The organism is Nocardia rhizosphaerihabitans (assembly GCF_014646295.1).
GTDB classification, from domain to species: Bacteria; Actinomycetota; Actinomycetes; order Mycobacteriales; family Mycobacteriaceae; genus Nocardia; species Nocardia rhizosphaerihabitans.
Genome location: NZ_BMNE01000003.1, coordinates 806481 through 819570 on the forward strand (window position 1 = coordinate 806481; position 13090 = coordinate 819570).

The window sequence follows — 13090 nt, forward strand, 5'->3', positions numbered from 1 at the left end:
CAGTACGTGGTACCAGCGGTACCGCGCAGGCGGTTCGGTCGTCTAACGGTCTGCGCGGATTAGACTGGGCCGATGGCCGGCGAGGACCCGGAAAATGCCCCGCTCGCAGCAGGGAACACCCAGAGCATCGCCGAACTCGACTGCCTGGTCTCCACCTGTCGCGCCTGCCCTCGCCTCGTCGCCTGGCGGGAAGAAGCCGCCCGCGTGAAACGGGCCGCCTACCGCGACGAAGAGTATTGGGCCCGGCCGGTACCCGGATTCGGACCCGACGACGCCGAGATCCTCGTGGTCGGCCTGGCACCGGCCGCCAACGGCGGCAATCGCACCGGACGAATGTTCACCGGCGACCGCAGCGGCGACGTCCTGTTCGCCGCACTCCACGCCGTCGGCCTGGCGACCGGCGCGCATCCGGTCAGTGTCGACGACGGCATCGAACTCGTGAACACCCGGTTGACCGCGCCCGTGCACTGCGCACCGCCGGCGAACAAGCCGACCAGCGAGGAACGGCATCGGTGCGCGCCGTACCTGAGCCGAGAACTCGAACTGCTCCGGCAGTCGGCGAAGGTGATTGTCGTGCTCGGCGCCTTCGGGTGGCAGGCGCTGTTCACCGTCCTGACCGAAGGCGGCTGGCATGTACCCAGGCCGCGACCACGTTTCGCCCACGGCGCGCAGGTCACCATCACCCATCCCGACGGACGCGCGATCCCCGTCCTCGGCTGCTATCACGTGAGCCCACACAACACGTTCACCGGACGGCTCACCCCAGCCATGCTGGAGAACGTCTTCCTGACAGCGAAACGGATCGCCGAATCCGAGCGCACCGTCGCCTAGGATCGACCAGTGCTGACTGTGTACACGATCGGCCATTCAACGCGGTCCGCGGAGGAATTCATCGGCCTGCTCCACGACTACGACGTCACGCAGCTGGTCGACATCAGGACCGTGCCGCGATCACGGCACAATCCGCAGTTCGGCCGCGAGGAACTCCCCGGCACCCTCCGCGCAGCGGGCATCCACTACATCTACCTCGCCGCGCTCGGCGGCCTCCGGCACGGACCGCGCAGCGACGTCAATGCCGGCTGGCGAAACGCATCGTTCCGCGCCTACGCCGACTACATGCAGACACCGGAGTTCGCCGCGGGCATCGACGAACTCGTCGACCTGGCCGGGGTCGCGCCGACGGCGATCATGTGTGCCGAAGCCGTTCCGTGGCGGTGTCATCGCTCGCTCGTCGGCGATGCGCTGCTGGTCCGTGACGTGCGCGTGCTCGACATCATGTCGGCCACCCGCGCACCGGAACATCAGCTGACGAACTTCGCCCATGTCGAGGGGACAACCATCACCTACCCTTCCCCGGCTGACCCCCTGCCGTCCTGAGCTTGTTTTGTGTCGGTTGGTCTGTTTGTCGGCGACCGGGCTGAATAGGATTTTCATAAGTAGATGCGCATATCCACGTATCAATATGTTTTAGTGTCCGTCATCCGTACGGTCGCCCGGGTCGATCTCCCGGTACCAACGGGTCGCTGCACGGCGCGCGCCTTCCCGGCCCGCGACCGCCACACCCCACCCTCCCCCGAAGTTGAACGCCCGTCGCCACTCCCCCACTCCCCCAGGGGTTCTGGAATGTGCAAGCAGACTTATGAAGTAGTTGCGGTCGGTGCAGGTCGACAGTCAGTGCAGTGGTGTGTCCCGTCTGAATCCGGCGGCCTGGGTGGTTTCGTCGGCCACACGAACGCCGTAGTGATAGGCCAGCTTTCCGCCGAGGTAGCCGGAGGCACCAAGAACCGCCAGGCTCACCGCCGACAGCACCAGCTGACCGACGGGGACCGGCCCGTACACCTCTGACGCTCGCCACCAGAAACCGATCGCAAAAGCGATCGTCACGACCAGATTCAAACCCATATGAACCAGGCCGGTGCGGAACGCGGGCGTGCCGGTCGGAATCGCCAGCAGATCCAGCAAGCCGACCGCGGCGGCGACCAGAGCACCGAGCACCCCGATGGCGATCAACCACCGTGCGCCCTGAGCCAGGAACGCAGGATCATCCACAATGCGGGAACCCACGTCGAAGATCAGACTCGCCACCCATGCCCCGATCGGGACCGTGACCAGGATCGGATGAAACGGGTGCCCATACGGACCCGCAAGAACCGCATTGACCGGCCGCTTGGCCTGCCCGGAATCAGTGTTCACAACAACCTCCGTATTCGTCGGTGAATGCTGCGACTGATGGCGCTCTGGATCACATCATCGGCATGCCGGGAAGCATGTTCAACAGCCCCATGAACATGTTCATCATCTGCATACACATCTCGGGCATCATCATCAGGATCACCTCCTAACCCCAAATCCAGCCCACCTTCGACCTACCCCGAATCGATGCGATCATGCACCGCGCACCGCCTCGATCGGGCGGTTCCGGACGGCCTCGCGCGGCGTCGACAGCAACCCTTGATCGGGCTACATCGGCTGCTGATCCGAGCGGCCGAGCAATGTTCAGGCTGGGCGGGCATGGGGCTAGGGTCGCGGACTCCGCGGCGGTGTCCCTAGCTGGTCTGTCACCGTTCGCGGGCCTTTACCCGGCGGTGTTCGCCATAGACCAGGAGGGCGCCGCCGATCAGGCAGACGGCGGTGAGGGCGCCGGTGATGAACGCCCAGCCCTCGAATCCGTAGCCTGCGCCGGTCAGGGTCACCCCCAGGAGGACGATGCCGAGGGCGACGAGGATCAGGCCCGGCCAGTTGCGGGTGTCTTCGATCGATTCGCCGGCATGGGGGCGTGCGGTTCGCGCGTCGTCGGGGAAATGATCGTTCGGGGGTTCCTGAGTGCTCATGGAAATCCTTTCGGGCACCGAAGATCGGCATTCGCTGTCGGCGATTCAGCAACCGGCACATACCCGGGCGGCCGTCGCCTAATCACCCACCCCGCTCGGGGCCTGCGGTTTCGTCGGCGCCGACCTGGGCATATCGGCACCAGAAGACATGCCGATCCGTAGACGGCCGATGGGGTCTTGCCGACGCGGCTCCCGAACAACTGGAGGTGGCCATGGGTATCGAAGTGGGCGACCACATAGTCGCCCGGCTCCAGGAGTGGGGAGTCGAGCAGGTGTTCGCCTATCCCGGTGACGGGATAGGCGGCTTGGTCGCCGCGTTCGGCCGGGCAGGCCGCCCGGCGTTCGTGCAGACCCGGCACGAGGAGATGGCGGCGTTCGCCGCGACCGGCTTCGCCAAGTTCAGCGGCCGGATCGGTGTCTGCGCGGCCACCTCCGGACCGGGCGCGATCCACCTGCTCAACGGCCTCTACGACGCCAAACTCGATCACGCACCGGTGCTTGCGCTGGTCGGCCAGACCGCACGCGGCGCCCGCGGCGTCGGTTTCCAGCAGGAGATCGACCTGCAGAGCCTGTTCAAGGACGTCGCCTCCGAATACCTCGTGGAAATCGATGCACCGGACCAGCTGCCCGCCGCGCTCGACCGCGCGATCCGGGTAGCCATGACCCGGTCCGCACCGGCGGTGGTGATCGTGCCCGCCGATGTGCAGCAGGAGCAGTTCCGACCGCCGGAAGTCGGCTTCGGACATGTCGGTTCGAGCCCGCCCGGCGATCTGCACGAAGCCCGCGCCCTGCCGCCGAGGGAGGACATCGCCGCGGCCGCCGAACTACTGAACCACTGCACCCGGCCCGCGATACTGATCGGCCAGGGCGCACGCGGCGCGGCCGACGAGGTGTTCGCCGTCGCCGAGCGACTCGGCGCAGGCGTGGCGAAAGCCTTGCTGGGCAAGGACGTCCTGCCCGACGACATCCCCTTCGTCACCGGCTCGATCGGCCTGCTCGGCACCCGGCCCAGCTACGAGATGATGCGCGACTGCGACGCCCTGCTCATCGTCGGCTCGAACTTCCCCTACACCCAGTTCCTGCCCGAACCGGGCACCGCCAAGGCCGTCCAGATCGACGCCGACGGAACCCGCATCGGCATGCGCTATCCCACCGAGGTGAACCTGATCGGCGACGCCGCCTCGACCCTGTCCGCACTGACCGAACAGCTCTCCACCGATCGCGACCCGAGCTGGCGCGACCAGATCGAGAAGAACGTGGCGAGCTGGTGGGAGACCGTCGAACGCCAGGCCATGATCGATGCCGACCCCGTCAATCCGATGCGGGTGGTGTGGGAGCTGTCGAACCGGCTGCCCGAGGGCGCGATCGTCACCGCGGACTCCGGGTCCTCGACCACGTGGTACGCCCGCTGTCTGCGGCTGCGGCACGGAATGCGCGGATCACTGTCGGGCACACTGGCCTCGATGGGGGCGGCGGTGCCCTATGCGATCGGCGCGAAATTCGCCCATCCCGATCGCCCGGTGATCGCACTGGTCGGTGACGGCGCGATGCAGATGAACGGACTGACCGAACTGCTGACCATCCGCCGCTACCGCGACCGTTGGCCCGACCAACGGCTGGTGGTCTGTGTCTTCCACAACAACGACCTCAACCAGGTCACCTGGGAACTGCGCGCGATGTCGGGAGCACCGAAATTCACCGATTCACAGGCGCTTCCGGATGTGTCGTATGCAGAGATCGCCAGCGCGGAGGGCCTGACCGCGATCGCGGTGGACCGTCCGGAGGAGGTCGGACCGGCGTGGGGCCAGGCGCTCAGCGCAGGCGAACCTGTCCTGCTGGACGTGCGCTGCGACCCCGAAGTGCCACCGATCCCGCCACACGCCACCCTCGAACAAATCGAGCACACCGCGGCGGCTGTCCTGCGCGGTGACCCCAACGCCTGGCACCTGCTGGTCCAGGGCGCGAAAACCAAAGCGCGAGAACTGTTCCGCTGACCGCCCACCACCCCTAGGAGGCCGATGTCGATGACCCAACCCCCACTCCCCAACCCGCCGGAACCCATTCCGCCGACACCACCGGAGCCCGCCCAGCCTCCCCCGCCCCGCCCCGACCCCGTTCCCCCCGCACCGGTCCCACCCGGGCCTGCCCCTGACCCGGCCCCACCCGGCCCGAGCCCAGACCCCATTCCCCCGATCCCGACCATGGCACCGCCGTCGCAGCAACCAACCGCATAGTTACCCGTCCAGACGGATCCGAATGCCGGCCATGCGCTCGGAGCCCCCGCGCAGCATGCTGCCCAGCAGTCCGACCCGAGCGGCCAGCCCGTACTTGCGCTTCATCAGAACGATGAAGTGCGCACTGGCGTCCGGCGCCAGCACCTCGGCGCATCCAGGTACGGAGGCGCCGAGCGGCTTGCCGCGCCAGTCGCAGGAGGCGACCGTCACCCGGCCCCCGTTGCGGATCCGCTTCACCTTGCCGGTGTCCGCCGCGCTCCACACCGCCAGCGCCTGGCCGTCGCGCATCACCCAGACCGGGGTAGGGACCGCCCTACCGTCCCGGCGGAACGTGGTGAGGAGTAGGTACTTGCCGGCCGCCAACTCGTTCAGCACCGTGTCGATGTGTTCCATGGAAAGATACTAACCAGTTAGTAAAGTAAGTGGTCGTCGGAGCCGCTCAACGGTGCACGATGCAGCTGAAAGGAATCCGTATGGGGCGATTCGTTTGGACCCTGCTCGCAGGCTTTGCGCTCGGCACCCCCGCGGTCCCCATCGGCCTCTCGCTCTCCCTGCCTGGCCCGGTCGCGCTGTTCGCGGTGCTGCTGGGGGCGGCGTGCTGTGTCGTCTTCGCGGTGTTCGCCATGGAACGCGTCCGGCTGCACTGGCAGTCCTGGCGTGCCCGCCGGAATTCGGCCGCAGTACCAGCCGGTTCGGCGAAGGGCGCGGACGGCGCATTCGCCGTCGGTGCGGCTCTCGGAGGCACGCCCGCCGACGACGCCCGCCTCTCCGGCCGCGCGGGGCGACGGGCACGGCGGGTCCTCGACCGGTACGGCGTGGTGGGTTTCGGTATCGCGGGACCCGCCCTCTTCGGCACCTGGGGCTCAGCCCTGCTCGGTGCCGCGCTGGGCATCCCCCGCTGGCGGCTGATCCGCGCACTGATGACCGGGATCGCCCTGTGGTGCACGGTGCTGCTGTTCGCGTCGGATGCAGCCTTCGCCGTCTTCGGGATCGGCTGACACGGCGGACTGACGGGGCACCCCAGGAGCGCGCAACTAACTAGTTGGTCCCAATACGATGGCCCCTATGTCCCGAGCCGACGCCACCAAGGCCCGCATCCTCCAGGCCGCCACCGACGAGTTCGCCATGTACGGAATCGCCGGAGCCCGGGTGGACCGGATCGCCAAGACGGCGGCGGCCAACAAGAACCTCATCTACGTCTATTTCTGCAGCAAGGAGCAACTCTTCGACGCGGTCCTCGACGCCCACGTCACCCACGGCCTGGACTCGGTCCCCTTCACCCCCGACAACCTCCCCGAATACGCGGGACAGATCTTCGACTACTGCCAGCAGCACCCCGAGGTCATCCGACTAGCCACCTGGCACCGCCTGGAACGTCCCGACCGGGACCCGGCCGGCACGTCGCCGGCGCGCGAGGCAAAGCTGGAAGCGCTTGCCGCAGTGCAGAAGGAGAGCGGTCTAGGCTCCGACTTCTCCCCCACAGCGCTGCTGACCCTCGTTCTGAGCATTGCTCTTGCGTGGAACCCGAGCAACGCCACCAGCATGCCGGCCTCCGCGACCGAGGCCGAGAGCACCGACGACCGCCGCCGCGCGATCGTCGAAGCCGTACGTCACCTCCTGTGAGCACACGCATGGCAACTGAACGTGACCGCCGAATCAGATCAATCGGCAGCCGGGCTCTGCAGAATCCGCAGGGCGGCCCGCTCGATCCGGTCGGCAATCTTGGAGTACGACTCGTAGCCCATCCCGGCCCGCACCAGCGCCCCCGCGTAGATCATTTCGAGCCATTCGATCACTTCTTCGTCGGCGTCCGGGCCGAGTGCTCGCGCGATCCTGCCGCGGATCTCGATCCCGATGCGGGTGCGCAGGTGCTCGACATCCGGGTCGCCTCCGAGCAGCGCGCTGGTCACCGCGCCCGACAGCTCCTGTTCGTCGGCTACCAGCAAAGCGATATTGCGGAGCTCGGCGAGGACACGCACGGTCGAGTCCGGATCCTCGCTGGCAGGTGACCGCGAAGCGAGCAGCCGCCGCCAGAAGATCTCGGCGACCAGGTGTTCCTTGGACGAGAAGTAGGTGTACGCGGTCGCCGTGCCGACGCCGGCCTCGGCCGCGACCAGCCGGATCGTCATGCCGGAAAAGCCGTCGCGGGCCAGCACCCGCAGCGCGGCCTTGGTGAGCCGGTCGACCGTGTCGGCCTGCTTGTCGGTCAAACGCCGCCGGGTCGCTTCGAGGCTGATGGAATCGCTTTCGGACATGCGTCTGGATGCTACTCGGCGATCCAGCGCCGTCGTCCGACCACACCGTGCCGGCGCCGTCGGCTACTTCTTGCGGCGTTCCTGCGCGACTACCTTGCCGACGGCGCCGTCGAGCTTCGTGCCGGCGGGCCACCCCACGTAATGGCACAGGAACAGCGCGATCTCGCGGAGTTGCTCCTCCGACAGCTCACCGTTGCGCAGCGCCGCCCCGATCTGGATCTCGGCGATATCCAGATGCCCCTGCGCGGTCAGCGCGCCGAGCAGCAGCAGTCGCCGTTCCCGCACGGTCAGCGCGGGGCGCGACCAGATCTCGCCGAACAGGTGGTCGGCGGTGACCGCGAAGTAGTCACCGGGGCCGTCGGAGAAGTCCCAGCCGTAGACCTCGCTCATCTTGGCCAGCCCACGCTGCCTGGCATCGGTCGGGGTATTTCCGTTGGTGGTCATGATGTCTCCTTGTCGAGCACGGAACCGGCGACGCCGAGCCCACCGGCAAGCCGGACGATGGCGAGTTGCGCGAGCGGTAGATCGACCCCGAGCCGGTCACCGAGTTCCAGGGCAAGGGACAGGTCCTTCTCGCCGAGGTCGCGCACATGGCCGAGGATGGGGAACCAGAAGTCGTCGGGGTCCAGCGGTGCGGTGGTGTCGCGCAGCATGATCGCGCCCGGTCCGCCGGTCACCGCGTCGGAGTGGCGGACCACCTTGCCGAGCGCGGTGAGACTGAGCCCGGCGGCATCGGCCAGGCGCTGGGCCTCGGTGGCGGCGGTGAACGAGATGAAGTGCAACAGATTGCGCGCCAGCTTCATTCGCGTGCCCGCGCCGACCTCGCCGGCGTGCACGATCAGGTCGGCGAAGCACCCGAACGGCGCCCTGATCCGGTCCACCGCGGCAGCGCTGCCGCCGACCATCACGGCCAGGCTGCCGTGGGTGGCGCCGGGCGCGCCACCGCTGACCGGCGCATCGACGAAATCGACCCCCTGCTCGGCGCATCGCGCGGCGAGTTCCTCCGCGGTCCGGTCGCCGATGGTCGAATGCACCGCGACGACGGTGCCGGGCACCGCGGTGCGCAGAATGCCCGCCGGGCCGGTGACGACCTCCCGCACCTGCGCGTCGTCCACCACCGTCACGCAGATGACCCGCGCGTCCGTCGCCAGCGCCGCCGGATCGGCGACCGCCCGCGCACCCGCCTCGACGAACGGCGCGGTGGCCTCGGCGCGGACGTCACAGACGGTGAGACCGCCCGGCCACTGCAGCAGTCGCCGGGCCATCGGCGTGCCCATATTGCCCAGTCCGATGAATCCGACCGGGAGACAGTCCGTTTCGGTCGTCATCGGATGATCTGCCCGCCGTCGACATTCAGGATCTGTCCCGTGACCCAGCTCGCGTCGTCCGAGAGCAGGTACAGGCAGGCGCCGACGAGGTCCTGCGGCGTGCCCATCCGCTTGATCGGAATGCGGGACACCATCTCCTTCACCAGGTTTCCTGGCGTGACGGTCTGGGTGGCCTCGGTGTCGATCGGGCCGGGCGCGATGGCGTTCACCCGGATCTTCGAACCGCCGAGCTCGGTCGCCAGCTGCTGGGTGAGCCCGTTGATCCCGACCTTGGCCAGGCCGTAGAACCCGGAGTACAGCCAGGCGGCAGTGGAGGATTGGTTGACGATGGAACCGCCGCCCGCCGCCATCATCGGCTTCCACACCGCGCGCGTCACATTGAGCGCGCCGTCGAAGTTCACGCCCATGAACTTCTTGTAGTAGTCCCACGGCACGGTGAGCAGCAGGTCGAGCTTCATCTCGCCGTAGATCGCGGCGTTGTTCACCAGATGATGGATGGCGCCGAACTCGGCGACGGTGAATTCGGCCAGCGCTACGGCGGATTCGGGATCGGAAACGTCGACGCGGCAGAAGGCGGCGGTGCCACCCTCGGCGACGATCTTCGCGGTGACCTCGGCTCCGCGCTCGGCATTGAGATCGGCGACGACGACATTGGCCCCCTCAGCGGCGAGTGCGCCGGCGTAGACCGCGCCGATGCCCTGTGCCGCGCCGGTGACGATCGCGGTGCGACCGGTGAAACGTGCCATGGTTGTTCAGCTCCTGTGAATGGTGTCGGTGTCAGGCGGGAGTGGCGACGAGCTTGGTCTCGAGATATTCCTCGAAGCCCGCGACGCCCATCTCCCGGCCGATGCCGGACTGCTTGTAGCCGCCGAACGGCGCGTCGGCGTGGTACCAGAGCCCGCCGTTGACGCTCAGCGTCCCGGTCCGCACTCCCGCGACCACTCGCTCCACGCGATCCGGATCGGTGCCCCAGACCGAACCCGACAGACCGTAGGGCGATTCGTTGGCCAGCCTGATCGCGTCGTCGTCGCCGTCGTGCGGAATCACGACGAGCACCGGCCCGAAGATCTCCTCCTGCGCGACGGTCGCGGTATTGCCGAGTCCGCTGATGAGCGTCGGCTCGATGAAGAAGCCACGGTCCTGGTTCGCCGGCCTGCCACCGCCGACCACGATCTGCCCACCCTCGGCTTCGGCGATCTCGAGGTAGCGCTCCACCCGGGCGCGCTGCTGCGCGGAAATGACCGGCCCGCAGACGGTTCCAGCGTTCGTCGGATCACCGGCCGCCAGCCCGGACAGCGTCCCGGCCGCCGCGGCGACCGCGGCGTCGTAGGCGGCGCGCGGCACCAGCAGCCGGGTGGTGAGGGCGCAGCCCTGGCCGGCGTGAACGGCGACGGTGAACGCGGTGTAGCTCGCGGCCGCCGCGATGTCGGCGTCGTCGAGCACGACCGCCGCCGACTTGCCGCCGAGTTCGAGGAAGGTGCGCTTGAGGGTGGCCGAGGCGCCTGCCATCACCAAGCGACCGGTCCTGGTCGACCCGGTGAAGGTGATCATGTCGACGCGCGGATCGTCGACCAGCTGTGCGCCGATGCCGTGATCGGCGGAGGTGACGATATTGATCACGCCCGCGGGGATGTCGGTGTGCTCGGCGATGAGCGGGCCGAGAACCGCTGCGCACCACGGTGTATCAGGTGCGGGCTTGAGCACGACGGTGTTTCCTGCGGCGAGTGCGGGACCGATCTTGGCCAGGTTGATCTGGTGCGGGAAGTTCCACGGCGTGATCGCGCCGACGACACCGACGGCCTCGCGCCGGATCACCCGGCGGCTGGCGACTCCCATCAGGTCCCTGGTGCCGAGATCTGTTTCCCACGTGTAGTTCTCGGCCAGATCGGCGGCATAGGACAGATCGGCGATCGGGCCTTCCAGCTGCGGTCCGCTGGTGAGCATGACCGGGGTGCCGACCTCGGCGATCGTGATCGCCCGCAGCTCCTCGAGGTGTTCGCCCAGGACGTCACGCAATTGCCGCAGGCAGTGGGCGCGGAACGCGGGGTCGCGCGACCATTCGGTCTCGTCGAAGGCGGTGCGCGCCGCACCGATGGCGGCGTCCATGTCGTCGGCCGAGGCGTCGGCGGCGTAGCCGAGCACCTCCTCGGTCGCCGGGTTGATCGTCGCGAAGACGCCGGAGCCACCCGGGATCAGCTTGCCGCCGATCAGCAGGGGCGTGCCTTCGGCAGGGACGAGGCCATTCATAGCAAGGCTCCGATACATGTCTGGACAGGTGTACGGAATATAGTTCGGAGTCTAGAACAGGCGCAAGGGTCAGCGCGGCGATTTGTCCATACACCAGGCTGTAGTAGCATCCAGACACATGTCCGAAATCGCGCCTACCGGCATCGAAGCAACTCGACGACGCTTGACCGAGAAACAGGCCGATACCGTGGACCGCCTCACCGTGGCAGCGGTCGAGGTGCTGTCCAGGGAGGGCTACTCCGGCACCACGATCCGGCTCGTCGCCGCGGCGGCCGGCGTCGGCACCGCCACCGCCTACACATACTTCTCCTCCAAAGAGCACCTCATCTCCGAGGTCTTCTGGCGTCGCCTCGTCGCCATGCCACCCCTGGACGACAGCGACGCCGACCCGACCACGCGGGTGGTCGCCGTCCTGCGGCAAGTCTCGATGCTGGTGGCCGACGAACCCGCACTGGCAGGCGCCGTCAGCAGCGCCCTGCTCGGCGACGATCCCGACGTACAGCACCTGCGGTTGCGTATCGGCAAGGAGATCCGGCACCGACTCGCGCAAGCCCTCGGCACGAAGGACCCGGAACAGCTTGCAGCGCTGGAACTTCTGTACTCCGGCGCACTACTCCAGGGCGGCATGGGCCTGCTCTCCTACGCGGAAGTGGCCGACCTGCTCGAGGTCTGCGCCCGCCGGATGCTCGCCGATCCGGCGGTCGGCGACTAGCACGTCCGGCTCCGCCACTCCTTGTCGCACAGCGTCAACCGTAGTACTGTCCAGACACGTGTCCATTAAATATCTGGACAGTGTTCCGGAAGGATTCCCCAATGACGCTGGTCATACCGCGGCGCGTGTCCGGAGGCGAAGACGAGCACGGGCACCTGGCAGAGTTCCGTACCGATCCGATCGCGCTCATGCGGCGGGTGCGTGCCGAATGTGGTGATGTCGGGACGTTCGAGCTCGCGGGACGCACTGTCGTTCTGCTGTCCGGGGCCGAGGCCAACGAGTTCTTCTTCCGGGCCGGAGACGACGATCTCGATCAGGGCGCGGCCTACCCGTTCATGAAGCCGATCTTCGGTGAGGGGGTGGTTTTCGACGCGCCGCCCGAACGGCGCAAGGAGATGCTGCACAATCAGGCGCTGCGCGCGGACCATATGCGCGGGCACGCGGGGACGATTTCCCGCGAGGTCGATCGGATGATCGCGGGCTGGGACGACGAGGACGAGATCGATCTGCTCGAGTTCTTCGCGGAGCTGACCATCTACACCTCCTCGGCCTGCCTGATCGGCGTGAAGTTCCGCAATCAGCTCGATGCTCGCTTCGCGCACCTCTATCACGAACTCGAGCAGGGCACGGACGCGCTGGCTTACGTCGACCCGTATGCGCCGATCGAGAGTTTCGCCCGGCGCGATGCCGCTCGGGCGGCGCTGGTCGAGCTGGTGCAGGCGATCATGGATCAGCGGGCGGCCAACCCGCCGACCGGCAAGGCCGAACGCGACATGCTCGATGTGCTGATGTCGGTCACGGACGAGGACGGCGGCCCGCGATTCCCGGCGAGCGAGATCACCGGCATCTTCATCTCGATGATGTTCGCCGGTCATCACACCACCTCGGGGACCGCGGCCTGGACGATCATCGAACTGCTGCGCCATCCCGAGACGCTGCGCGATGTCGTCACCGAACTCGACGAGCTGTATGCCGACGGGTCGGAGGTCAGTCACCATGCGCTGCGCCAGATTCCGTATCTGGAAGCCGCGCTCAAGGAGAGCCTGCGACTGCATCCGCCGCTGATCGTGCTCATGCGCCTGGCGCGCGGTGAGTTCGAGGTGTGCGGGCACCGGATCGCACCGGGTGACATGGTGGCCGCAACGCCCGCGATCTCCAACCGGATTCCGGAGGATTTTCCCGACCCGGACGCCTTCGATCCCGGCCGCTATCTCGATCCGCGCCAAGACGACATCGTCAACCGGTGGACCTGGATCCCCTTCGGCGCGGGCAGGCATCGCTGCGTCGGGGCGCCGTTCGCGCTCATGCAGCTCAAGGCCATCTTCTCGATCCTGCTGCGGGACTGGGAATTCGAACTGGCGCAGCCGTCGGACACCTACCGCAACGACCATTCCAAGATGGTCGTCCAGCTGCAACAGCCCTGCCGCGTCCGCTACCGCCGCAGGCACCGCTGAACGCCCCGGGTCCACACCGTCGTCGGCCT

15 protein-coding genes are annotated in these 13090 nt (G+C 67.7%); 7 read left to right on the plus strand and 8 right to left on the minus strand.

Annotation, left to right across the window (positions count from 1 at the left end; translation table 11 throughout):
• Positions 1–72 precede the first annotated feature (72 nt).
• Together IEY60_RS16530 and IEY60_RS16535 are read left to right on the plus strand one after the other, a co-directional pair.
• Positions 73–831, plus strand: a complete 759-nt coding sequence (locus IEY60_RS16530; RefSeq protein ID WP_189028970.1) for a uracil-DNA glycosylase — start codon at positions 73–75, stop codon at positions 829–831.
• 9 nt (positions 832–840) lie between these two features.
• On the plus strand, positions 841–1377 hold the full coding sequence (locus IEY60_RS16535; protein WP_189028972.1) for a DUF488 domain-containing protein: 537 nt from the start codon (positions 841–843) through the stop codon (positions 1375–1377).
• A 294-nt stretch (positions 1378–1671) separates the two neighbouring features.
• Here IEY60_RS16535 and IEY60_RS16540 read toward each other — a convergent pair whose 3' ends face one another.
• Both IEY60_RS16540 and IEY60_RS16545 read right to left on the minus strand, forming a co-directional pair.
• Positions 1672–2193 (minus strand): DUF2231 domain-containing protein, encoded by a 522-nt coding sequence (locus IEY60_RS16540; protein WP_189028974.1) that lies wholly within the window; start codon positions 2191–2193, stop codon positions 1672–1674.
• A 365-nt stretch (positions 2194–2558) separates the two neighbouring features.
• Positions 2559–2831, minus strand: a complete 273-nt coding sequence (locus IEY60_RS16545; RefSeq protein WP_189028976.1) for a hypothetical protein — start codon at positions 2829–2831, stop codon at positions 2559–2561.
• Positions 2832–3043: 212 nt separating this feature from the next.
• Here IEY60_RS16545 and IEY60_RS16550 point away from each other — a divergent pair, with 212 nt between their 5' ends.
• Positions 3044–4825 (plus strand): thiamine pyrophosphate-requiring protein, encoded by a 1782-nt coding sequence (locus IEY60_RS16550; RefSeq protein ID WP_189028978.1) that lies wholly within the window; start codon positions 3044–3046, stop codon positions 4823–4825.
• 240 nt (positions 4826–5065) lie between these two features.
• Here IEY60_RS16550 and IEY60_RS16555 read toward each other — a convergent pair whose 3' ends face one another.
• Entirely contained in the window at positions 5066–5458 is a 393-nt protein-coding gene (locus IEY60_RS16555; RefSeq protein WP_189028980.1) for a PPOX class F420-dependent oxidoreductase, read from the minus strand.
• Positions 5459–5538: 80 nt separating this feature from the next.
• Here IEY60_RS16555 and IEY60_RS16560 point away from each other — a divergent pair, with 80 nt between their 5' ends.
• Both IEY60_RS16560 and IEY60_RS16565 read left to right on the plus strand, forming a co-directional pair.
• On the plus strand, positions 5539–6063 hold the full coding sequence (locus IEY60_RS16560; protein WP_189028982.1) for a hypothetical protein: 525 nt from the start codon (positions 5539–5541) through the stop codon (positions 6061–6063).
• 67 nt (positions 6064–6130) lie between these two features.
• A complete protein-coding gene (locus IEY60_RS16565) occupies positions 6131–6688 on the plus strand; it encodes a TetR/AcrR family transcriptional regulator (protein WP_189028984.1) in 558 nt (185 codons plus the stop codon).
• A gap of 38 nt (positions 6689–6726) precedes the next feature.
• On the opposite strand, the gene IEY60_RS16570 is transcribed toward IEY60_RS16565, so the two are convergent.
• The 5 genes from IEY60_RS16570 to IEY60_RS16590 all read right to left on the minus strand — a co-directional run bounded on the left by IEY60_RS16570 (position 6727) and on the right by IEY60_RS16590 (position 10895).
• Positions 6727–7320 carry a TetR/AcrR family transcriptional regulator gene (locus tag IEY60_RS16570; RefSeq protein ID WP_229739884.1) on the minus strand — a complete coding sequence of 198 codons (594 nt, stop codon included), beginning with the start codon at positions 7318–7320 and terminating at the stop codon, positions 6727–6729.
• Positions 7321–7383: 63 nt separating this feature from the next.
• Entirely contained in the window at positions 7384–7764 is a 381-nt protein-coding gene (locus tag IEY60_RS16575) for a carboxymuconolactone decarboxylase family protein (RefSeq protein WP_189028986.1), read from the minus strand.
• Positions 7761–8648: an NAD(P)-dependent oxidoreductase gene (locus IEY60_RS16580; protein ID WP_189028988.1), complete on the minus strand. Its 888-nt coding sequence runs from the start codon at positions 8646–8648 to the stop codon at positions 7761–7763. Before IEY60_RS16580 ends, IEY60_RS16575 begins: the two co-directional genes overlap by 4 nt.
• A complete protein-coding gene (locus tag IEY60_RS16585; protein WP_189028991.1) occupies positions 8645–9394 on the minus strand; it encodes an SDR family oxidoreductase in 750 nt (249 codons plus the stop codon). Before IEY60_RS16585 ends, IEY60_RS16580 begins: the two co-directional genes overlap by 4 nt.
• Before the next feature lie 31 nt (positions 9395–9425).
• The gene (locus IEY60_RS16590) at positions 9426–10895 is read right to left on the minus strand and encodes an aldehyde dehydrogenase (protein ID WP_189028993.1); all 1470 of its coding nucleotides are present in this window, start codon (positions 10893–10895) and stop codon (positions 9426–9428) included.
• Between the two features lie 118 nt (positions 10896–11013).
• Here IEY60_RS16590 and IEY60_RS16595 point away from each other — a divergent pair, with 118 nt between their 5' ends.
• Together IEY60_RS16595 and cyp51 are read left to right on the plus strand one after the other, a co-directional pair.
• On the plus strand, positions 11014–11607 hold the full coding sequence (locus IEY60_RS16595) for a TetR/AcrR family transcriptional regulator (protein ID WP_189028995.1): 594 nt from the start codon (positions 11014–11016) through the stop codon (positions 11605–11607).
• A gap of 101 nt (positions 11608–11708) precedes the next feature.
• Positions 11709–13061, plus strand: coding sequence for a lanosterol 14-alpha demethylase (gene cyp51, locus IEY60_RS16600; protein ID WP_189028997.1), 1353 nt, complete (start codon positions 11709–11711; stop codon positions 13059–13061).
• Positions 13062–13090 lie beyond the last annotated feature (29 nt).

Coding starts and splice junctions, on each gene's coding strand:
- IEY60_RS16570 (WP_229739884.1), bottom strand. CDS start 7,320: ATGTCCGAAAGCGATTCCATCAGCCTCGAAGCGACCCGGCGGCGTTTG.
- IEY60_RS16560 (WP_189028982.1), top strand. CDS start 5,539: ATGGGGCGATTCGTTTGGACCCTGCTCGCAGGCTTTGCGCTCGGCACC.
- IEY60_RS16555 (WP_189028980.1), bottom strand. CDS start 5,458: ATGGAACACATCGACACGGTGCTGAACGAGTTGGCGGCCGGCAAGTAC.
- IEY60_RS16550 (WP_189028978.1), top strand. CDS start 3,044: ATGGGTATCGAAGTGGGCGACCACATAGTCGCCCGGCTCCAGGAGTGG.
- IEY60_RS16575 (WP_189028986.1), bottom strand. CDS start 7,764: ATGACCACCAACGGAAATACCCCGACCGATGCCAGGCAGCGTGGGCTG.
- IEY60_RS16590 (WP_189028993.1), bottom strand. CDS start 10,895: ATGAATGGCCTCGTCCCTGCCGAAGGCACGCCCCTGCTGATCGGCGGC.
- cyp51 (WP_189028997.1), top strand. CDS start 11,709: ATGACGCTGGTCATACCGCGGCGCGTGTCCGGAGGCGAAGACGAGCAC.
- IEY60_RS16565 (WP_189028984.1), top strand. CDS start 6,131: ATGTCCCGAGCCGACGCCACCAAGGCCCGCATCCTCCAGGCCGCCACC.
- IEY60_RS16545 (WP_189028976.1), bottom strand. CDS start 2,831: ATGAGCACTCAGGAACCCCCGAACGATCATTTCCCCGACGACGCGCGA.
- IEY60_RS16595 (WP_189028995.1), top strand. CDS start 11,014: ATGTCCGAAATCGCGCCTACCGGCATCGAAGCAACTCGACGACGCTTG.
- IEY60_RS16580 (WP_189028988.1), bottom strand. CDS start 8,648: ATGACGACCGAAACGGACTGTCTCCCGGTCGGATTCATCGGACTGGGC.
- IEY60_RS16530 (WP_189028970.1), top strand. CDS start 73: ATGGCCGGCGAGGACCCGGAAAATGCCCCGCTCGCAGCAGGGAACACC.
- IEY60_RS16585 (WP_189028991.1), bottom strand. CDS start 9,394: ATGGCACGTTTCACCGGTCGCACCGCGATCGTCACCGGCGCGGCACAG.